Annotated in this window: 22 protein-coding genes; 6 read left to right on the plus strand and 16 right to left on the minus strand. The window is 36.3% G+C overall.

Annotated elements, in window-relative coordinates:
• Positions 1–63: 63 nt before the first annotated feature.
• The 7 genes from recN to B5X51_RS04220 form a co-directional block, all read right to left on the minus strand.
• A complete protein-coding gene (gene recN / locus B5X51_RS04190; protein WP_079719609.1) occupies positions 64–1,716 on the minus strand; it encodes a DNA repair protein RecN in 1,653 nt (550 codons plus the stop codon).
• A gap of 327 nt (positions 1,717–2,043) precedes the next feature.
• Complete coding sequence (gene porD / locus B5X51_RS04195; RefSeq protein WP_079719610.1) at positions 2,044–2,931, minus strand: type IX secretion system protein PorD; 888 nt, start codon at positions 2,929–2,931, stop codon at positions 2,044–2,046.
• Entirely contained in the window at positions 2,924–4,129 is a 1,206-nt protein-coding gene (coaBC, locus tag B5X51_RS04200) for a bifunctional phosphopantothenoylcysteine decarboxylase/phosphopantothenate--cysteine ligase CoaBC (RefSeq protein WP_079719611.1), read from the minus strand. The genes porD and coaBC overlap by 8 nt, the downstream gene beginning before the upstream one ends.
• Positions 4,130–4,134: 5 nt before the next feature.
• Positions 4,135–4,467, minus strand: coding sequence for a DNA-directed RNA polymerase subunit omega (locus tag B5X51_RS04205; protein WP_079719612.1), 333 nt, complete (start codon positions 4,465–4,467; stop codon positions 4,135–4,137).
• A 13-nt stretch (positions 4,468–4,480) separates the two neighbouring features.
• The gene (locus B5X51_RS04210; protein WP_245828699.1) at positions 4,481–5,305 is read right to left on the minus strand and encodes an outer membrane protein assembly factor BamD; all 825 of its coding nucleotides are present in this window, start codon (positions 5,303–5,305) and stop codon (positions 4,481–4,483) included.
• 414 nt (positions 5,306–5,719) lie between these two features.
• Positions 5,720–6,598 carry a 4-hydroxy-tetrahydrodipicolinate synthase gene (dapA, locus tag B5X51_RS04215; protein ID WP_079719679.1) on the minus strand — a complete coding sequence of 293 codons (879 nt, stop codon included), beginning with the start codon at positions 6,596–6,598 and terminating at the stop codon, positions 5,720–5,722.
• A 203-nt stretch (positions 6,599–6,801) separates the two neighbouring features.
• Positions 6,802–7,506, minus strand: a complete 705-nt coding sequence (locus B5X51_RS04220) for a hypothetical protein (RefSeq protein ID WP_139374830.1) — start codon at positions 7,504–7,506, stop codon at positions 6,802–6,804.
• Between the two features lie 289 nt (positions 7,507–7,795).
• On the opposite strand from B5X51_RS04220, the gene B5X51_RS04225 reads away from it, so the two are divergent.
• Both B5X51_RS04225 and B5X51_RS04230 read left to right on the plus strand, forming a co-directional pair.
• Complete coding sequence (locus B5X51_RS04225) at positions 7,796–8,554, plus strand: 5'-nucleotidase C-terminal domain-containing protein (protein ID WP_079719615.1); 759 nt, start codon at positions 7,796–7,798, stop codon at positions 8,552–8,554.
• A gap of 99 nt (positions 8,555–8,653) precedes the next feature.
• The gene (locus tag B5X51_RS04230; protein ID WP_079719616.1) at positions 8,654–9,562 is read left to right on the plus strand and encodes a bifunctional metallophosphatase/5'-nucleotidase; all 909 of its coding nucleotides are present in this window, start codon (positions 8,654–8,656) and stop codon (positions 9,560–9,562) included.
• Positions 9,563–9,646: 84 nt separating this feature from the next.
• Here B5X51_RS04230 and B5X51_RS04235 read toward each other — a convergent pair whose 3' ends face one another.
• The 8 genes from B5X51_RS04235 to B5X51_RS04270 form a co-directional block, all read right to left on the minus strand.
• Complete coding sequence (locus B5X51_RS04235) at positions 9,647–9,931, minus strand: addiction module antidote protein (RefSeq protein WP_079719617.1); 285 nt, start codon at positions 9,929–9,931, stop codon at positions 9,647–9,649.
• A gap of 2 nt (positions 9,932–9,933) precedes the next feature.
• The gene (locus B5X51_RS04240; protein ID WP_079719618.1) at positions 9,934–10,233 is read right to left on the minus strand and encodes a type II toxin-antitoxin system RelE/ParE family toxin; all 300 of its coding nucleotides are present in this window, start codon (positions 10,231–10,233) and stop codon (positions 9,934–9,936) included.
• Between the two features lie 89 nt (positions 10,234–10,322).
• The gene (gene ligA, locus B5X51_RS04245; RefSeq protein ID WP_079719619.1) at positions 10,323–12,317 is read right to left on the minus strand and encodes an NAD-dependent DNA ligase LigA; all 1,995 of its coding nucleotides are present in this window, start codon (positions 12,315–12,317) and stop codon (positions 10,323–10,325) included.
• An 18-nt stretch (positions 12,318–12,335) separates the two neighbouring features.
• Entirely contained in the window at positions 12,336–13,004 is a 669-nt protein-coding gene (locus B5X51_RS04250) for a VOC family protein (RefSeq protein WP_079719620.1), read from the minus strand.
• Positions 13,005–13,017: 13 nt separating this feature from the next.
• On the minus strand, positions 13,018–13,629 hold the full coding sequence (locus B5X51_RS04255) for an LOG family protein (protein WP_394331560.1): 612 nt from the start codon (positions 13,627–13,629) through the stop codon (positions 13,018–13,020).
• A 127-nt stretch (positions 13,630–13,756) separates the two neighbouring features.
• Complete coding sequence (locus B5X51_RS04260; RefSeq protein ID WP_079719622.1) at positions 13,757–14,128, minus strand: hypothetical protein; 372 nt, start codon at positions 14,126–14,128, stop codon at positions 13,757–13,759.
• A 6-nt stretch (positions 14,129–14,134) separates the two neighbouring features.
• Positions 14,135–14,992, minus strand: coding sequence for a peptide chain release factor N(5)-glutamine methyltransferase (gene prmC, locus B5X51_RS04265; RefSeq protein WP_079719623.1), 858 nt, complete (start codon positions 14,990–14,992; stop codon positions 14,135–14,137).
• Positions 14,993–15,207: 215 nt separating this feature from the next.
• The gene (locus tag B5X51_RS04270; protein WP_079719624.1) at positions 15,208–15,693 is read right to left on the minus strand and encodes a GNAT family N-acetyltransferase; all 486 of its coding nucleotides are present in this window, start codon (positions 15,691–15,693) and stop codon (positions 15,208–15,210) included.
• A 28-nt stretch (positions 15,694–15,721) separates the two neighbouring features.
• Here B5X51_RS04270 and ribD point away from each other — a divergent pair, with 28 nt between their 5' ends.
• The 4 genes from ribD to B5X51_RS04290 all read left to right on the plus strand — a co-directional run bounded on the left by ribD (position 15,722) and on the right by B5X51_RS04290 (position 18,902).
• Positions 15,722–16,762 carry a bifunctional diaminohydroxyphosphoribosylaminopyrimidine deaminase/5-amino-6-(5-phosphoribosylamino)uracil reductase RibD gene (ribD, locus tag B5X51_RS04275; protein WP_079719625.1) on the plus strand — a complete coding sequence of 347 codons (1,041 nt, stop codon included), beginning with the start codon at positions 15,722–15,724 and terminating at the stop codon, positions 16,760–16,762.
• The gene (locus B5X51_RS04280) at positions 16,755–17,363 is read left to right on the plus strand and encodes an HAD family hydrolase (RefSeq protein ID WP_079719626.1); all 609 of its coding nucleotides are present in this window, start codon (positions 16,755–16,757) and stop codon (positions 17,361–17,363) included. The genes ribD and B5X51_RS04280 overlap by 8 nt, the downstream gene beginning before the upstream one ends.
• Entirely contained in the window at positions 17,360–18,232 is an 873-nt protein-coding gene (locus tag B5X51_RS04285; RefSeq protein ID WP_079719627.1) for an EamA family transporter, read from the plus strand. The genes B5X51_RS04280 and B5X51_RS04285 overlap by 4 nt, the downstream gene beginning before the upstream one ends.
• Positions 18,233–18,293: 61 nt before the next feature.
• The gene (locus tag B5X51_RS04290) at positions 18,294–18,902 is read left to right on the plus strand and encodes an IMPACT family protein (RefSeq protein ID WP_079719628.1); all 609 of its coding nucleotides are present in this window, start codon (positions 18,294–18,296) and stop codon (positions 18,900–18,902) included.
• Positions 18,903–19,074: 172 nt separating this feature from the next.
• Here B5X51_RS04290 and B5X51_RS04295 read toward each other — a convergent pair whose 3' ends face one another.
• A complete protein-coding gene (locus tag B5X51_RS04295; protein ID WP_079719629.1) occupies positions 19,075–19,470 on the minus strand; it encodes an acyl-CoA thioesterase in 396 nt (131 codons plus the stop codon).
• Positions 19,471–19,615: the final 145 nt, after the last annotated feature.

Raw genomic sequence — 19,615 nt, forward strand, 5'->3', positions numbered from 1 at the left:
GCCCCGTGTATTTAAATCTCAATTTTGCGGTAAAGATAGCAAAATTACATTCAGACCATAGTTTTAATCCAAAAGTGCACGTGCATGGGCTAATGCCGATTCTCCAATAGTTTTACCACCAAGCATCATGGCAAGTTCTTCAATTCTTTGGTCTTCTTTTAACTCCTCGATTTTCGTGGTCGTGGCATTGGCTGAATCTTCTTTAAATATTTTGAAATGACTATTTCCTTTACCGGCAATTTGCGGCAGATGGGTAATAGCAATTACCTGCATAGAATTCCCCATGCGCTGTAAAATACCAGCCATTTTTTGTGCAATATCTCCGGAAACACCCGTATCAATTTCATCAAAAATAATAGTAGGAAGTTTACTTTGCGCCGCCAAAATACTTTTTACTGCCAGCATAATTCTTGAAAGTTCCCCACCGGAAGCAGCCTTTTTTATTTCTTTAAAATCTCCGCCTTTATTCGCCGTCAAAAACCAGAATAATTCATCCTGACCGTTAGCGAGAAAATTTGCAGCTTTTTTCAGCGCTATTTTTAAACGAGCATTCGGCATTCCTAAATCGGTTAATAAAAGCTCTGCCTCTTTTATAAAAGTCGGGATAATTGCTTTTCGTTTTTCGTGCAGCTTTTTTGAAACTGTACCTAATTTAGCTTCCTGTTTTACAATGGCATTTTCTAATTCTGAAAGTGTATTTTCGGCATTTTCACTTACCGAAACTTTTTCCTGCAGCTCCTTTTTTATTTGCAATAATTCGGCGATAGTTTCTGCGGAATGTTTTTTCTGTAAGTTGTAGATTAACTGAAGCTTTTGGTTGGTTGCTTCAAGTTCTTCCGGATTAGCCTCTACCCTGTCTAAAGCATCAGTTACTTCGGCAGAAAGGTCGTCCAGTTCTATAATTACACTTTCAATACGCTGATGAAAATTTTCATAATTTGAAGATAAACCAGCTATTTTAGACAGAGAAGCACGAGCCTGTTTTAAACTGTCTAAACTTCCTATTTCTTCCTGTTCCAGTAAATTTAACGCTGAACTCAAATTTTCTGTGAGTTCTTCTACATTACTCAATTCTTCGTACCGGCTTTCCAACTCTTCCTGCATCCCATTTTCTAGACGCGCTTCTTCGAGCTCATTCAATAAAAAGAGGTTATAATCGTATTCCTTGGTTGCCAGCGCCTGCTGCTCTTTTAAAGCTAACAGCTTTTTTTGAAGATTTTTGTAAGATTTAAGTTCAGATTTATATTCCAACAATAAAGCATCGCTATTCGCAATAGTATCAATTACCTGGAATTGATAATCGTTATTTCCTAAACTTAAAGTTTCATGCTGACTGTGAATATCAATTAAATACTCTCCCAACCTATTAAGGGAAGTCAGTTTTACCGGCGTATCATTTACAAAAGCCCGGGATTTCCCGGAAGCCAGAATTTCACGCCTAATAATGGTATTTTCTTCATAATCCAGATCTTCAGCAAGAAAAAAATCCTTTAGCTTATAATTAGCTATATTAAAGGAACCTTCTATCACGCATTTTTTTTCGGTATCGCGAATACTGCCATAATCGGCACGGTTACCTAAAAGAAGGCCAAGTGCGCCCAGCATAATAGATTTACCGGCACCGGTTTCCCCGGTAATTATCGTAAAACCTTCCTGAAGTTTAATATTTATATCTTCAATTAAGGCGTAATTTTTTATAGATAGAGCTGTGAGCAATGTGAACTAAATTTGGGCTAAATATAAGGGAGAATTTATTCCCAATCAACAATAAACTTTGGGTAAACCCGGAAGTTATATCAAAAGGGGAAAATTCGATTATACAGACGTTTGCTAAAGAAATAATACTTTTCAAATGTATATCCGGTTTCCCTCATAGAAGTGAATTTATGAAAAAATCGTCATGCAGGAACTTGTTTCAGCATCTAACACGAATAGTACCTACCATTCAATTTAGACCCTGAAACCAGTTCAGGGTCTAAATTTTAAAGTATGACTGTTTACGGATATTCAACTTTTAAACCGCGATTATCGAGCAGAAAACTTTTATTGCAGGTTTCTCCAATTTCGAGCGTATCGGGGCGCAAGTCCACTTAAAATCTCGCTAAAACGAGGGCGGTTAATATCTGGACCACCACTAAAAATCTGGGTTATCTCATCGGCTTTCGCATCAAAGAAGGTCCTAAGCAATAAAGAATTTGCCCGCCTGGAATTCATGGTCGTTAAGCTTTCTACCGCATCAGCAATAGCTATTTTCCCGGTTTCAGGATCTTTATGCATCACGTCTAATCCCCGGCGGTGATATTGATATAAAGAATTACGATATTCGGTAAACATATTAGAAAGTAAATCGGAATTCAGTCTAAACCTAGAGCTTTGCCCATCGGCACCACTCCAACCTGTTCTACCACTTTGTTGCGCAGTATTTACAATTCGGTTAGCTTCCTGGTAGTAAGCAGTTCCACCTTCGGCTGCAAAGGTATCGGCATCCAATCCTAATATCGTATACACATAAAAAGAAACTACCGAAACCAGGTTATTGGAAAAAGAGTTCTGGCTATAATTTAAAGGCTGGTATTCCCGATAATTAAAACTGAATTGATTATCGTTAAAATTAAAAACAGGGCTTACCATGTTAGACCCGTAAACCGGCCTGGAGGATTGCACCTGGATAGTCCCACTAAAAGATTCTCCTTCAAACTCATTTATGGTAATAAACATACTGCAGCTGATGCGTTCTCCCGCTTCAAACTCTTTATCGGTCCACGAAGTTTGATTTACAAACTCCCGAAGTGAATTCTCTAAAGTTCTAAAAACAGATAGATTGCTTTGCCCCGTTTGCTCGGTATTTATTACTATTTCGCAATTGAGTTCCTGGGCCACAGCAAAAGGCATCCCGGCAACTAAAAGAATAAGAAATAGAAATTTACGCATCTAACAAATGTACAATTTCATTTAAAATATCGGTAGCTACTTCAGTTTTGGATTTTAGGTCAAAAGCCTTTTCTGAATCTTTGTAAACTAAAGTGATCTTATTGGTATCCTTTTTAAATCCGGCGCCGGCATCGTTCATAGAGTTAAGTACGATAAAATCCAGATTTTTCTTAGCTAGTTTTTCCCGCGCGTGTGCAAGTTCGTTATTGGTTTCTAAAGCAAAACCAATAAGTTTTTGATGGGTTTTCTTATTTCCCATAGATAAGAGGATATCCTGGGTTTTGGTAAGTTCCAGGCTTAGATTTTCATCTGCCTTTTTAATTTTTTGAGTCGCTACGATCTTTGGGGTATAATCTGAAACCGCGGCAGCAGCAATAGCTATATCCACACTTTCATAATGATTATGCACAGCCGTATACATTTGGTGGGTGCTCACTACTCTTATTAAATTGATCTTTGGATCATCAAGTTGCAAATGTGTAGGGCCGGCAATAAGAATAACCTCTGCCCCAAGTTCGGCTGCTTTTTTAGCAAGCTCGAAGCCCATTTTTCCGCTGGAATGATTTCCTATAAAGCGCACCGGATCTATAGCCTCGTAAGTTGGGCCGGCGGTAATTAATATTTTCTTCCCCTTCAATGGAAGGTTTTTAGAAAAATATGTTTCCAGAAAATCGATAATCGCTTCGGGTTCTGCCATTCTCCCCTCACCTTTTAAACCACTGGCAAGTTCGCCGGTTCCTGCAGGAATCATAATATTTCCGTAGGATTTCAGGCTCTCAAAACTATTTTTTGTGGACGGGTGTTTAAACATATCCAAATCCATTGCAGGCGCAAAGAAGACAGGACATTTGGCAGAAAGATAGGTTGCGAGCAAAAAGTTGTCGCTATTCCCCGATGCCATTTTAGATAAAGTATTGGCAGTGGCAGGGGCCAAAACCATAAAATCGGCCCAAAGGCCGAGTTCTACGTGATTGTTCCATTGCTCATCTTCATCATCTTCGGTAAAGGAAGAAAACACCTCATTTTTAGATAAGGTAGAAAGCGTAAGCGGTGTAACAAATTCTTTGGCAGCCGGTGTCATGATAACTTTCACCTGTGCACCGGCTTTAATAAACAAGCGTACTAAAAATGCAGATTTATAGGCGGCAATACCACCACTAATGGCCAAAAGCACTTTTTTGCCTTTTAGTACAGACATCTTAATTAAGCTTCTGCTTCAGAATCTTTGGTGTTTCGATAATAGATCTTACCGTCTAACCATTCCTGCATAGCAAGTGCGTGAGGTTTTGGAAGTTTTTCATAAAACTTAGAAACCTCTATTTGCTCTTTGTTCTCAAAAATCTCATCAAGACTGTCGTTGTAAGTCGCAAATTCGTCAAGCTTTTCCAATAATTCCTTTTTGATTTCAGAATTAATTTGATTTGCTCTTTTTGCCACTACAGAGATAGCCTCGTATATATTACCTGTTGGCTCGTCTACCTTGTTTTTATCGAAGGTAACTGTGTTAATTGGTGCGTCTGTCTTTTTAATATCCATCTTTCTTCTACTATTAAAAATTTTGTAAGCGTGATTTTATATCTTCTACTGAAGCTTCCATAGGCTCCATATATTCGCCTTCCGGATAATACTTTTTATAAGTCTGGTAATATTCCAGCGCTTCTTTAAGGCGCTCTTCCATTAATTGCCTAAAACTATTAACGGCCAATCGGTAAGCCGAATCGAACCTGTAATACTGTGCAGACTCCCTAAATGGAGACCCGGGATTATTAGCAAGGAAATTTGTAAAGGAGGTGATAGCAGCCTGGTAATTTCCGGCTCTAGCCTCTCCTGTTAAATGATATTGCTTAGCTATTTCGTATTGCTTTTTCTCCAATTTTATTCGCAACTCAGCCACCATATCGTTGGCTTCTTCTACATGTTCGCCTTCCGGATAAGCGTTTAAATAAGCCTGCAACTCTGTTACCGCTTTGTTTGTATCTGTTTGATCCAAATCGTAGCTAGGAGATAGTTCATAAAAACTTCTGGCTTTTTTATAAGCAGCCTCTTCTACTTTTTCACTATTAGGGTAAGATTGCTGAAAACGCTCAAACTCATAAGAAGAAAGGTAATAATCACCTAATTGATAATAGGTGTTCGCAAATAAGAAGCTAAGCTTTTCTCCTTGAGGTTTACCGCGATATTCGGGAACAATTTGTTCAAACAACCTTAAGGCTTTACGATATTTACGTTTATCTCCATTTTCCTGGGCTTCGTTATATAGCTCCTCAGCGTAAGAATATTTCTTTCCGCTATCATCGCTTTTAAGTAATTCCTGATACTCCCCACAGGATACAGTTAGCATTAAAACTACTGCTAATAAAATTGCTTTCTTCATCATTTGTAAAAACATCTGGCAAAAGTACATTTTTCTTCATTATAAAAAAAACTTTGTGTTACCGCCTTATATAACCTTTTAACTTGCTTTTTATTATACTGAAAATGGAAAAATTAAGGTACTTGCTGAAAAAATAAGACTACCAGAAAAGCTTTTAAATCGTCATTCTGAATTCATTTCAGAATCTAAGGTGTTGATATTCAAAACATGTTAGAAGCTGAAACAAGTTCAGCTTGACGAAACTAGACTTTTCAGACAGTCTCTGTAATTAGTTTTCAAAATTTACTCGATAATCGAGATTAAATGCTCAGAGGCTTGCCTTGAAATCAGATTATATTTTCCAATAACAATGCTTCGTGAGCTTGCTCCGAAGTTTTTTACTCGAGAATCGGGATTTAAATACTCCCCGCTCGTTTATTTAAAATTCTTCAGGAAATCTTCAATTTGCTGCTGAAGCCCAAGTGTTGCTTTCACTAAAGGTAATCTCAGGTGATTTTTAATGCTTCCTTTTTGGGCGAGCAAAGCTTTAATTCCGGCAGGATTTCCTTCAGCAAAAATCAAATCTATAGATTGCTGCATCTTATAATGAAGCGCATAAGCTTCGGCTGATTTACCTTCTAATCCTAAAGACACCATTTTAGAGAATTCCGCTGGTAATCCCTGTGCGATTACCGAAATCACACCTTTTCCTCCAGCTAGAACCATAGGCAGGGTAAGCATATCGTCTCCAGAAATTACGAGAAAATCTTTTGGCACCAAACTTATTAACTTCATAGCCTGCACCATATCTCCGGCAGCTTCTTTCACTCCTATAATATTATCAAAATCACTTGCAATACGATTTATAGTTTCCGGCAGCATATTAGAGGCAGTTCTGCCTGGTACGTTATAAAGAATTAACGGCAGCGGAGATGCAGCAGCCACAGCTTTAAAGTGCTGGTAAATCCCTTCCTGAGTAGGTTTATTATAAAAAGGCGAAACCGAAAGTATGGCTTCAAATCCTGAAAAATCACCTGTTTCCAGTTCTTCGCATACCGCACGAGTGTTATTGCCGCCAAGCCCCAAAACCAAAGGCAAACGTTTATTATTCTGCTTAACTACGGTATTTATTACAAGTTGTTTTTCTTCCTTATCAAGACTCGCACTTTCGGCGGTTGTTCCTAAAACCACCAGGTAATCTACTCCATTTTCGATCTGGTTTTCTACCAGGTTTTCCAGTGCTTGTACATCTATAGATAAATCTTCCTTAAAAGGAGTTATCAAAGCTACACCGGTACCAATAAATGACTTCATTTTATTTTTTATTTTGATGATAATCGAAAAGACTTGCGCATTTTCAGTTTCAGGTGAAATTGCCAAATTTCCGGGCAACAAATGTATTGATTTTGTGAATTTCAGAAAGTAAAACTTGCTTCCGGTTTTAGAATGAAGCACATATTTAACAGCTTTGTTTTTTCTGTTAAAAAATAAACAGGATTCAAAAGCTTTCGTACAAATTAGACAAGGTTCATAAGGCGAAGTTTACGCTCTGGAGTAAGGAAGAAAAACAGGCAAAATATTAAGCCTGTAAACCATAGTAAATTGCCTGTGATTAAAACAGCGGAATCTTTTAAGTAGAAATGTGCCGCATCTCTAAAAACATCAGCAAATATAAATGCCAAAACCAGGGTAATAAAGTAAACTGATTTTTTTGAGTAGGAATTTAAATAATATATAAGCCCAAAAACACCCAAAATTAGTAAGTTGAAATAATAAATGGCGTACACACCAAATTCTAAATTACTACTCATATAGCTTTTTAGTTCTATCACATGCGTTAGCAACAAATAGCCATTTACCGCAATTAGCAGTAAAAAATAGACAAGTATGGTTTTACTGGCAGTTTGCCTTTGGGTGTTCTGAAAAGCTTCCCTGCTTAAACCAAAATAACCACCTATATAACAAAAAAGTAAAAGAAGAGACAAGTTTCCAGCCTGAAAAAGAAGTCCGGCAACTTGAGCCAAAAAGAAAAACATAAAAAAACAAAGGGCATTAAAGCCTGGTTTTTTATTCTGCGTTATATAAACAGTAAAAACACCCAGGATGAATAAAATTTGAGTAGCCCGCATTAACCAATTCAAATCCCCTATGGTAGCATATAAATTTACGCCCAATATTGGAAAAAGAAATAATAATAAATAGTGAAAAAGATTCATTTTCATTTATTAGCAAGCCGAAAATAAAAAAAATAATACGCCCAGGTTTGCCTTTTTTAAGATAGGATGTTCGTTTCCAGGCTTTAATGGCAAGTTTTCGATAAGCTGCTCAGTTTTTCCGTTGTATTACTATTGTATTTTAAAAATCAAACCACCTCCGGTAAGCTTATGAGTCATTAGAAGAAAAAGTTTTTGAATTTTGAGACAAAATTAGGAGCATTTAAATCTCGATTATCAATCAAAATTTCAGTCGAGCCATATAATCTATATATCTTTGCTTTTTAATGAAATTTAGATGAAAATATTCAGATTAAGCAGTTGTATTTTATTAGCCATAATCGTCTTGAGCTGTAAAGGAAATTCGGTTGAACCGGCCAAAATTAAAGGACAACGCATAGCTATAGACGAAAAGATTGAGGCTGACGCTGAAATAGAAAAATTTATAACTCCGTTCAAAGAGCATTTAAATAAAACTTTAGACAGTACGCTAGCTTATAATCCCCGGCCTATGGTAAAAAGTGACGGCGATCTCAATACTGCAATAGGAAATCTAATGGCCGATGTTGTTATGGAACAGACCAATCCTGTTTTTAAAAGCAGAACCGGAAACGAAATAGATATGGTTTTACTGAATCACGGCGGAATTAGATCTGGCCTAAACAAAGGAAATATTTCTACCAGAAGTGCCTACGCGCTAATGCCTTTTGAAAATGAAATTGTAGTCGTTGAAATTTCCGGAGTAAAAATCAAAGAAATGCTCACCTACCTGGAACGTGCAAAAACGGCCCACCCGGTTAGCGGAGTAAAAATTACAATGAATCAAAATTATAAAGTTACCAGCGCAAAAATAAATGGCAGGAAAATAGATGAAGACAAAACCTATTTTGTAGCCACTTCAGATTATTTACAACAAGGCGGCGATAATATGGTTTTCTTTAAAGACCCCATAAGCCTTAATAAAGTAGATTATAAACTGCGTAATGCTATTATAGATTATTTTAAAAAGGTAGATACTTTAAAAGTGGATAAAGACAATAGGTTTATTAGAAAGTAAATTACCTTATTAGGACTAGCCTACAAAGCATTTTAAAATAAAAATATTTTGATTCGAGGTAAGCCTCGGAGCATTTAAATCTCGATTATCGAGTAAGTGATGAAAAGAAGAAATTTTATACAACAAACCTCAGCAGCGACTGCGTTTATAGGAATTGGCGGCTTAAGTTCACTCTCTTTTAAACCCAACTATAAAAAGCATATTACTATTCTGCATACTAACGATGTTCACAGTCATATTGAAGCTTTTGGCCCAGATGATTCCAGGAACCCTAATATGGGTGGTGTTGCCAGGCGAGCGACTTTAATTGAGCAGATTAAAAATGAAAATCCAAATACACTTTTGCTGGATGCCGGAGATATTTTTCAAGGCACACCTTACTTTAATTTCTATGGCGGCGAGCTGGAGTTTAAGCTGATGAGCAAGATGAAATACGACGCAGCAACCATTGGAAACCACGATTTTGATAACGGGATAGATGGATTATATGCGCAACTCCCGCACGCCCAATTCGATTTTATTTCGTCTAATTACGATTTCAGTAATACGGTGATGGATGGGCATACCCAAGATCATAAAATTTTCACCAAAGACGGTGTGAAAATTGGTGTTTTTGGAGTTGGAATTGAGTTAGAAGGGCTGGTAAACGACAGCCTCTATAAGGAAACAAAATATCTGGATCCTGTAGAAGTTGCACAAGATCAAAGCCGAATTTTAAAAGAAGAAAAGAATTGCGACCTGGTAATTTGCCTTTCGCATTTAGGTTACAAATACAGTAGCGATAAGATTTCTGACATTAAACTAGCGCAAACCACCGAAAATATAGATCTTATTATTGGAGGCCACACCCACACTTTTTTAGATAAGCCGACTGTTGAAACCAATAAAGCCGGTAAAAAGATTTTAGTAAATCAGGTAGGTTGTTATGGTCTTTACCTGGGAAGAATTGATTTTTATTTAGATCATAAAAATAATATTGAAGCTGATGGGCTAAAGATTGAGGTTTAGCGATTCTAGAAAAGTTAAAAAAAAAAGATCTTGTTATTTGATTTTTAAATGTAAGAATTGAATTGAAGTAATAATGGATTGCGTTTAATTTGAAATCGGATTTATTTTAATTTGTCCGCCTACAGCTTTTAAAACTTTCATTATTGTTGAAAATTGTGGTTTTGCTCCATCTGATAAAGCTTTGTATATACTAGGCCTACTTAACCCGGTTTTATCTGCAATTTTTGTCATTCCAATAGCCCTTGAAATATGTCTTAATGCAATAATTAAATCTGAAGTGTCCCCTTCTTCTAAAACAGAATTAAGATATTCGGCAATCATTTCGTTGCTATCCAAATAATCTGCAATATCAAATTTTGATGTTTCCATTCCTATTTTTTTAATTTGCTCCAAATTTTTTTTGCCTTTTCGATATCCTTTTGCTGGGTTGATTTATCACCGCCAATCAGCAGAATAATAATTTTCCCATCTCCTTCCTTGAAATATATTCTATAAGCTTTGGCGTAATTTATTCTTAGTTCACTTATTCCATCACCAACTGGCTTACAATCTTCAAAATGCTCGTCGTTTTCTAGTTTCTGGATTCGGAACAAAATCTTAGATTTTGCTCTCAAATCTTTTAGTTTTCTTAACCACTTATCAAATTCTACTGTTTTTTCTACCAAATACATTTTCCTAAGTGTATTCACTTAGATACAAAAATATGCAATTTTTTGAATTCAGATTTTCTAATAATAAAGTTTTTAAAGTGCATCCAGATTCAAGATAACATCTGAAGAAATTCATTTTCCGAAATAATTTTAGTCCCAACTTTTTCGGCTTTTGCCAGTTTGCTAGGCCCCATATTTTCTCCAGCTACTAAATAATCGGTTTTTCCTGAAATTGAACCCGAAACTTTACCACCATTATCTTCTATCATTTTCTTGAGTTCATTCCTGGAAACTTTTTCAAAAACCCCGGAAATTACAAAGGTATTCCCATCAAGGATAGTACTCTGATTTTCCAATTCTTCGGCAATAATTTCAAACTGAAGTCCGTAGTCTTTTAAACGCTGAATGAGCTCCCTGTTTTCTTCAGAAGTAAAGAAATCAGTTACACTTTGGGCGATGCGCTCCCCTATTTCATCTACAGCTGTGAGATCTTCGGTTGAAGCCGAAGCCAAAGCATCTATATTTTTATAATGTTTTGCCAGTTTTTTAGCTACCGTTTCGCCTACATATCTTATACCCAGGGCAAATAAAACCCGTTCAAAAGGAATTTCCTTAGATTTTTCAATGCCACTTACGAGGTTTTCCGCTGATTTTTCAGCCATTCTTTCAAGAGGAAGAACATCTTCTTTTTTCAGTGTATAGAGATCGGCATAATTGGTAATTAAGTTAGCATTAACCAACAAAGCAACGGTTTCTCCACCCAGGCCTTCAATATCCATCGCTTTTCGAGAAATAAAATGCTGAATCCTACCAATGATTTGCGGCGGACAGCCGTTATAATTCGGACAATAATGCTGCGCTTCACCTTCTTTTCTAATTAATTCACTATCACATTCGGGACAGGTTTCCGCATATTTAGTTTCAAGGGTTTCAGGATCTCTTTGCGTGAAATCTACACCCACAATTTTCGGAATAATTTCACCGCCTTTTTCTACAAAAACAGTATCTCCCTCGCGTACATCAAGTTTTTCAATCTGGTCGGCATTATGCAAAGAAGCACGTTTTACGGTTGTTCCCGCCAATTGTACGGGATCAAGGTTAGCCACAGGGGTAATGGCACCGGTTCTTCCAACCTGGTAGGTGATCTTATTTAATTTGGTGCTTTCCTGTTCAGCTTTAAATTTATAAGCTATTGCCCATCTTGGAGATTTGGCAGTATACCCTAATTCATCCTGCTGATCAAAACTGTTTACTTTTATAACCACCCCATCGGTTTCATAAGGCAAATCGTGTCGATGCTGATCCCAATAGTTCACATAATCCAGAACCTCAGCAATACTGTTTTTCAACTCAGCTTCAGGCGGAACTTTAAAGCCCCACTCCCTGGCTTTTTCCAGGCCTTCAAATTGTGATTTCACCGGTAAATTATCAGCTACCAAACTATACAATAGACACTCTAAAGGTCTTTTTGCAACCTCGGCGCTATCCTGAAGTTTCAAACTCCCTGAAGCAGTATTTCTGGGATTTGCATAAGGTTCTTCACCGGCTTCTACCCTTTCAGCATTCATTTTAGCAAAACCTTCATAAGGCAAAACAATTTCCCCACGAATATCAAATTTCTCCGGAAAATCGCCCTTCAATTTTAAAGGAACAGACCTTATGGTCTTTATATTATTGGTTACATCATCTCCCTGAAAACCATCTCCACGGGTAACCGCACGTTGTAGTTTGCCATTTTTATAAGTAAGACTAATAGAAGCACCATCGTATTTTAACTCGCAAACATACTGCAGCTTCCCGCCTACAGATTTTTCAATTCTATTTTCCCAGTCTTCCAACTCTTCTTTAGAATAAGAATTGGAAAGCGAGTACATTCTATAATCGTGAACTACCGTATTAAAGTTTTTGGTAATTGCGCCACCCACGCGACGAGTTGGGGAGTTAGGATCTTCAAATTCGGGATTTTTTTCTTCCAGGTGTTGTAGCTCTTTCAGCTTCATATCAAAATCATAATCGCTGATCTCAGGTTTATCCTCTATATAATATAAATAATTATGCCGGTGTAATTCTTCGCGTAGTTGCTTAATTTGTTCCTGGGTAGTCATAAAAATTGGACTGGTAGATTATTGTTGAGTTGTTAGTTTATCGTTTTCAAAAATAAGAGAATGTTTCTTCCCCTGCTGCGTAAATTCTATTTGAAATTCAGATTTATAGGCTTTATCATCTGTAGGAAACCAATCTTTTAGCTTCTGGTTTATGGTAATGAGCAAACCTTGGTCATCGCCAATTGCACAAAAACGCTCAAAATCACCATCATATTTTTCCAATTCAAAATTGGTATTTAGGAAGTTGAACTTCTCTTTAATATTTTCAGTCACCAGGCCAACTTCACTAATTCCCAAAATACTTTTTTCTGAAAATAATGCCGATTCCGGTTTTCTAAAGCTCTCGCGGGAAATGAATTCAACAATATTTTTGTCTTTATCGTAGAAATAGATTGATTTTGCGTTCCAGGCCATAAAGTCTACAATTTCCTGTCCGTTTCCTTTTAAAACCGGAACCCGTTCTTTCACCCAATTTAAGGCTTCTTTATATTGATTATCTGGAACATGAAATGCAATATGATAAGCTGTGGCCTTATCTCTTTGCTGAAATCTTAAAGTGGAATATCCTGTTTGAACTTTAAAACAATCATCGCTATAATCAGTGATTTTTAAATTTAATTGATCCCGATAGAACTGCAGTTGCTCCCTTAAGTTCGCGCTATATATTTGAAGTTTATGAATTTTCATATTTATGGATTTTTCAAGTCTGATCTTTATTCATCCATTTGGGAACCGGCATTGGTTTAAAATTATACATTTTCTCCAACAATTCCTCAATATCCTCAGCGATTAGCAAAAGGTCAAAATTCTCTTTTTTTAGTAAACCTTTTCTTACCATAGTTTTAAGCATCGCGATAAGATCGTCATAAAAACCGCTGATATTTAATAGGCCTATAGGGTTTTGATGCAAGCCTAACTGCCCCCAGGTTACGATTTCAAAAAGCTCTTCAAAAGTTCCGAAGCCTCCGGGAAGTGCTATAAAACCGTTGCTTAATTCATGCATTTTAAGCTTACGCTCATGCATATCTTTTGTAGTAATTAGCTGGGTTAAACCAGTATGCACCACTTCTTTGGTTTTTAGAAAATCTGGAATCACTCCTATTACTTCACCGTTATTTTGTAATGCTCCGGCAGCAACCTGCCCCATTAGTCCAAGTTTGCTTCCGCCAAAAACCAATTGAATGTTTTTTTGAGCTAAAATCTTACCTAAACGATAAGATTCTGTGTATATTTTTTCGTCATTACCTTCGCTACTTGCACAAAAAACGGCAATTCTTTTAAGTTGGTTTTTGTTATTCTTTTCCAAAATTATCGCTTTTTAATTCTAAAATTTAAATTACAAAAAGGAGTTGCTAAACTTCGCTCTAAGTGATAATAAATAACATAAAGATTTCATGCCATCAAAGCGAAACAAGATTTGGTAATTAAGCGTAGCCTATTTAATAATAATGTTCAGTATTAAAATATACTGTATCGTCTTCAATTTCAAATATTATTTTATGACTCATTGCAGTTCCATCAGAAAAATATTCATTAATAACTCTTTCAATTTCTTCATTTTCTTTTTCAAATTCCAGGATATAATTCCCATCGTCCTTATCACTATTAATTTTTAAAAATCCGGAAACTGATTTTCCAGGTGCTACTTTGTTGAAAATAGAAGTTTTAGAACCATAGCTTGTCTTAACCTGAACTCTATTTAAAGTTCTTTCTGTATTATTTTTAACCTCAAAATCAACTCCAGTACCCTCAAATAAATTACATGAAGCTAAAACCAGACTGCAAATAAGAAGACCTATAAATTTTCTCATAAAATATTAAATATTAGGTTTAATCCCCTTTAACATCCTGTAATTCCCAAAGATGTCTTTTCGTTTCTCGCTGCTTCTAAATCCTTGCTCCCGCATCATCTTTTCAGTTTCTTCAGCAAGATACTGATTGATCTCAAAATAGAGTTTCCCTTCAGGATTAAGCGCATTCTTAGCTAATCTCGTGATTTTATTATAAAAAAGTAAAGGATCTTCATCTTTAACATACAAGGCGGTTTCGGGTTCAAATTCCAAAACATTGCGTTGCATTTCTTTTTTTTCCAGCTCCCGAACGTAGGGCGGGTTAGACACTATGATATCCCAGTCTCCCGTTAGAACCTCAATTTTCAAAATATCTTCCCGGATAAATTTGATTTCAGCATTATTAATTTCAGCATTTTTTTTTGCAATTTCCAGAGCTTTTTCAGAAATATCTATTGCTGAAATTTGAGCTTTTTGAAGATTTTTCGCCAGACTTATCGCGATACAGCCACTCCCGGTTCCTACATCCAGAATCTTCAATGGTCTTTCTTCTGAAACAAAATCTTCTAAAATCCACTGCACCAACTCTTCTGTTTCCGGTCTGGGTACCAGTACATTTTTATCGACTATAAAAGGCAATCCAAAAAATTCTGTTTCCCCAATAATATACTGAATAGGTTCATGCTGTTTTAATCGGGTTATAGCAACATCAATTCTTTCTGTCTGATTTTCATCTATTTCAAGCTCTGGATTTAAAGCCAAATCCAAACGCTTTATCCCAAAAAAGGCTTCGGTAAGTAAAAAGAAAAATGAAAGCACTTCTTCCACAGGATATTCATTTTCCAGTTCTTTAAGGAAAGTTTCTTTTTGCGCTTTTAGTTTCATCTACGATTGTGGGTTTTCAGTTCTCGGTTGTGGGTTTTCAGTTATTTCTGTTTATGGTTTAGAAAAATTATTTATTAGCCTTTTATGCCTTCACTTTTCACTTTTCACTTTTCACTTTTCACTTTTCACTTTTCACTTTTCACTTTTCACTTTTCACTTTTCACTTTTCACTTTTCACTTTTCACTTTTCACTCTTCACTCTTCACTCTTCTCCCTTAAATATCTCTAATCATCCACATAGTACAATTATAATGGCCGGTGTCTCCGAGGGGCTTTTCCAAAGATTTGAAGCCACTACGAGCGTAGAGTTTTCTTGCGCCTTCCATATATGGTAAGGTTTCAATATAGCATTGTTCAAATTTATTTGCTTTTCCAAATTTTAAGCAGGTATCCATCATTTGCGCGCCCAAACCTTTACCCCGTGCTTCAGGAAGAAAGTACATTTTTTGTAGTTCGCAGGTTTTTTCCTCCAGTCCGATTAGAGGAGCAATACCTGCGCCACCAATAATCTTTCCCTTTTCTTCTACCACAAAATAGGTCATTCTAGGCTGTTGATACGTGGCAAACATATCATCCAGGGCTTGGTCTTCATAGGCGGTACCAACTTTAGGAACGCCCATTTCTACTAAAACCGTTCTTACTACTTCGGCAACTTGTTGGTTGTCTTCTTTTTGAATTTCCCGTATTTTTAGTGCACTCATTCTTGGTAAATAATCCTATTTTAGTGCCGTGAATATACACGAAAAATATATAAAACGCTGTATTGAATTGGCCAAAAATGGCCTGGGAACCACCTATCCCAATCCGCTGGTAGGCAGCGTAATTGTTCATAAAGATAAAATTATTGGTGAGGGATGGCACAAAAAATCCGGTAATCCACACGCCGAAGTAAATGCGATAAATTCTGTTCAGGATAAAGCGCTTTTAACAAAATCTACCATCTATGTAAGCCTGGAACCCTGTAGCCATTTTGGAAAGACCCCACCCTGCAGTGACCTCATTATCGCCAAAGGCATTAAAAAAGTAGTGATTGGTACCGTAGACCCTTTTGCTGAAGTTGCGGGACGGGGCGTTAAAAAATTGATGGAAGCAGGTTGTGATGTCCAAATAGGAGTTTTAGAGAAAGAATGCCAGTACCTTAATAAGCGATTTTTCACTTTTCACCAAAAGAAGCGACCTTATATTATTTTAAAATGGGCACAGACGGCGGATAATTTTATCGCACCTAAAATTCAGGAGAAACGGGAACCGGTTTGGATTACCAATCAATATTCAAAACAACTAGTGCATAAATGGCGAAGTGAGGAACAAGCTATTTTAGTAGGCACCCATACAGCAATTGCCGATAACCCTAAATTAAACACCAGGCTTTGGAAAGGCGAAAATCCTGTTCGGGTGGTCATAGACAGGGAGTTAAAAATCCCGAAGGAATCTGCATTGTTTGATAGGAGTATAAAAACCATTGTGTTGACCGAAACTGCAGAAACATCAGCCCACAATAATTTAATATTTGAAAAGCTCGATTTTAAAAAACATCTTCCAAAACAAATTTGCGAAGTACTATACAGGCATAACTTACAATCCCTTATTATTGAAGGAGGAGCAAAAACACTTCAGACATTTATAAATTCAGATCTTTGGGATGAAGCCAGGGTTTTCTCTGGAATTTCAGAATTTTACGAAGGAATAAAAAGTCCAGAGTTTTCAGGAAAAATTATTTCAAAAACCAATCTGAAGCGAGACACATTAAAGATTTATAAAAATGATTAAAACCCTAATATTCGATTTTGGAGACGTATTTGTAAACCTGGATAAACCAGCTACGATGCGGGAAATGAATAAACATAAAATAGAAACGCTTTCAGAAAACTTATTGCAGGTAAATCAGCAATATGAAAAAGGACTTATCTCTTCAACAGCATTTGTAAAATCCTATCAAACTGAACATCCAGAGCTTCAAGAAAATCAGTTTAAAGATTCCTGGAATGCGATTTTAATAGATTTTCCTGAATACCGTTACCAGTTTTTAAAAAAGCTTTCCGAAGAACAAACTTACCGATTAATTCTATTAAGCAACACTAACGAAATTCATATAGACTGGATAAAAGATAATGTCCCGTTTTTTGAAGATTTTAAGGCTTGTTTTGACGCTTTCTATCTTTCTCACGAAATAAATTTTAGAAAACCCGATGCCGAAATCTATGAGTTTGTGTTACAGCAACATAATTTAGAACCCCAGGAATGTCTTTTTATAGATGATACTAAAGAAAACACCGAGGCTGCTAAAAATTTGGGGATTCATACCTGGAATATTGACCCAGCGCAGGAAGATGTTGTTGATTTATTTACCGCCAGAAAAGAATTATTTTGATCTATTTACTGCTTAGCATCCTCTCTTCCACGGTTATATTTGTGGTCTTTAGGCTCTACAAAAAATATGGCGTAAATACCCTCCAGGCAATTATTTTTAACTACTTCATTGCCTGTATCGTTGGGTTTTTCGGTTATATTGAAAGTATAGACGATTTAGTGAGAATACCTTCAGAATCCTGGTTTTTGGGCATCGTTTTTCTAGGCGCAATGTTTATAACTGTATTTAATCTTGCCGCGATCACTACCCAGCGTAGTGGACTTTCGGTTGTTTCGGTTGCTACCAAAATGTCGGTTGCCATCCCAGTTTTCTTCGGAATATTTATTTATAATGAAAGCCTGGGATTCCTAAAAATTACAGGAATTATTCTTGCCCTCGCCGCCGTGTATTTAAGTTCAATAAAAACAAAAAAAGGAATAAGCATAAAGAAAGAAAACCTCATATTTCCTTTACTGGTTTTTGTGGGCAGTGGTATTATTGACACCACGATAAATTATCTCGAAAATTTCTATGTTTCTGAAACCGATGTTGGACTTTTTTCTTCCAGTATCTTTGGAATCGCAGGAATAATTGGAACAAGCATTTTAATTGGCCAGGCATTTTTAGGTAAACTAAAAATCACCTGGAGAAACATTGCCGGTGGAATAGCGCTGGGAATTCCCAATTATTTTTCAATTTATTTTTTAGTTATGGCGCTACGATCTCCGGGATTTGAAAATTCAGTGATTTTCACTTTAAACCATGTTGGAATTGTTTTGGCTTCTACAGTGCTGGGTATTGTGCTTTTTAAAGAAGTACTGCTAAAGAAAAACTGGATTGGTATTGCGCTTGCCGTAATAAGCATTATCCTGGTGGCGAGTAGTCAATAATTTTATCGAGAAAAGGATCTCACAGGTTTCAAAAACCTGTAAGGTCTAAAAGTAAGTTACAATGAAAGATACCTATAAAACCATAACCAAAGCTTCTCCAGAAGTCTTATTTAAAGACAGGAATTCAAAATTCTTCGGCTATGCATTTCCGGTTAAAACAGAAGAGGAAGCTAATCTTCATTTAGAAGAATTAAAATCGAAACACCATAAAGCCCGGCACTGGTGTTATGCCTGGCAGTTTGGGAAATCTGATTTTCAATATCGCGCTAACGATGATGGAGAACCTTCCAACTCTGCAGGAATGCCCATTTATGGCCAAATCCAATCTTTTGAGGTTACTAATATTCTAATTGTTGTGGTTAGGTATTTTGGCGGTGTAAAACTTGGGGTGGGCGGACTTATAAACGCCTATAAGACCGCAGCACAAATGGCCCTGGAAGAAGCCAATATCGTTAAAAGAACCATAGACGAACTTTTTGAGATTAGTTTCGATTATCCTGAAATGAATATCGTGATGCGATTAATAAAAGAAAACAACCTTAATATTATTGAACAAAAACTGGAGCTGGATTGTAAGATATATATTTCCGTAAGGAAAAAAGATGCGAAAGCAATTTTTGAGAAGTTTGATTCAACATATAAAATAGAAATTAAGCACCTTGAGGATTGAACGATATGTAAAATACTTGAAGAAATTCAAAGATACATACCGTTAAGTTTAACTTAGTTCAGACTTTTCCCCGAATCAACTTCGAGATCTTAATCTGAAATAATTTTACTCAGCTTAGATCCTGAAACAAGTTCAGGATGACGGAAAGGTTTAAGAAGATAAAATCTCACATCTACTTCAACTTATCTAAGATATACTTTGGGCAGCGAATTGATTTTTTGGTTTTAGCATCCATAAAAACGAGAATAGTAGACCCCGTTGTGAGCAATTCTTTATTTTGATTATAAATTAAGTATTCAAAAGTAATCTTAACCGATGGAAGTTCTTTCAATTTCACTTCAATTTCAAGGTCATCTTCAAAAACCGCCGGTTTTAAAAACTTTGTATTAAGTTCATAAACGGGAAGCATCACTCCAGTTTCTTCCATTGTTTTATAAGAGACACCTAATGACAGGAGCCAATCCAGGCGGGCTATTTCAAAGTATTGTGCATAATTCCCGTGGTGTACCACACCCATTTGATCGGTTTCCGCATAGCGGACTTTAACATAAGAGACATGACTTTTCATACTGAATTTAACAGGTAATGTGAATGAGGTTTTGTAATTTCATAAGCGGAATTAAGTATGCGTAAATTTTTCTTAAAAGTCAACCCCAAATGGGTTTTTTTATTAGATAATTTGTTCACATATTTGTTCCACTCAAGTTAATAGA

Origin of the sequence: Salegentibacter holothuriorum (assembly GCF_900168045.1) — a bacterium.
Classification (GTDB): Bacteria; Bacteroidota; Bacteroidia; order Flavobacteriales; family Flavobacteriaceae; genus Salegentibacter; species Salegentibacter holothuriorum.

Bases quoted from the DNA above. Each gene is read 5' to 3' on its own strand.
- B5X51_RS04235 (WP_079719617.1), bottom strand. From the start codon at position 9,931: ATGGAAACATCAAAATTTGATATTGCAGATTATTTGGATAGCAACGAA.
- B5X51_RS04220 (WP_139374830.1), bottom strand. From the start codon at position 7,506: ATGAAAATGAATCTTTTTCACTATTTATTATTATTTCTTTTTCCAATA.
- B5X51_RS04210 (WP_245828699.1), bottom strand. From the start codon at position 5,305: ATGAAGAAAGCAATTTTATTAGCAGTAGTTTTAATGCTAACTGTATCC.
- B5X51_RS04230 (WP_079719616.1), top strand. From the start codon at position 8,654: ATGAAAAGAAGAAATTTTATACAACAAACCTCAGCAGCGACTGCGTTT.
- B5X51_RS04205 (WP_079719612.1), bottom strand. From the start codon at position 4,467: ATGGATATTAAAAAGACAGACGCACCAATTAACACAGTTACCTTCGAT.
- B5X51_RS04260 (WP_079719622.1), bottom strand. From the start codon at position 14,128: ATGAGAAAATTTATAGGTCTTCTTATTTGCAGTCTGGTTTTAGCTTCA.
- B5X51_RS04225 (WP_079719615.1), top strand. From the start codon at position 7,796: ATGAAAATATTCAGATTAAGCAGTTGTATTTTATTAGCCATAATCGTC.
- B5X51_RS04290 (WP_079719628.1), top strand. From the start codon at position 18,294: ATGAAAGATACCTATAAAACCATAACCAAAGCTTCTCCAGAAGTCTTA.
- porD (WP_079719610.1), bottom strand. From the start codon at position 2,931: ATGCGTAAATTTCTATTTCTTATTCTTTTAGTTGCCGGGATGCCTTTT.
- coaBC (WP_079719611.1), bottom strand. From the start codon at position 4,129: ATGTCTGTACTAAAAGGCAAAAAAGTGCTTTTGGCCATTAGTGGTGGT.
- B5X51_RS04240 (WP_079719618.1), bottom strand. From the start codon at position 10,233: ATGTATTTGGTAGAAAAAACAGTAGAATTTGATAAGTGGTTAAGAAAA.
- B5X51_RS04270 (WP_079719624.1), bottom strand. From the start codon at position 15,693: ATGAGTGCACTAAAAATACGGGAAATTCAAAAAGAAGACAACCAACAA.
- dapA (WP_079719679.1), bottom strand. From the start codon at position 6,598: ATGAAGTCATTTATTGGTACCGGTGTAGCTTTGATAACTCCTTTTAAG.
- B5X51_RS04280 (WP_079719626.1), top strand. From the start codon at position 16,755: ATGATTAAAACCCTAATATTCGATTTTGGAGACGTATTTGTAAACCTG.
- B5X51_RS04250 (WP_079719620.1), bottom strand. From the start codon at position 13,004: ATGAAAATTCATAAACTTCAAATATATAGCGCGAACTTAAGGGAGCAA.
- B5X51_RS04295 (WP_079719629.1), bottom strand. From the start codon at position 19,470: ATGAAAAGTCATGTCTCTTATGTTAAAGTCCGCTATGCGGAAACCGAT.
- ligA (WP_079719619.1), bottom strand. From the start codon at position 12,317: ATGACTACCCAGGAACAAATTAAGCAACTACGCGAAGAATTACACCGG.
- prmC (WP_079719623.1), bottom strand. From the start codon at position 14,992: ATGAAACTAAAAGCGCAAAAAGAAACTTTCCTTAAAGAACTGGAAAAT.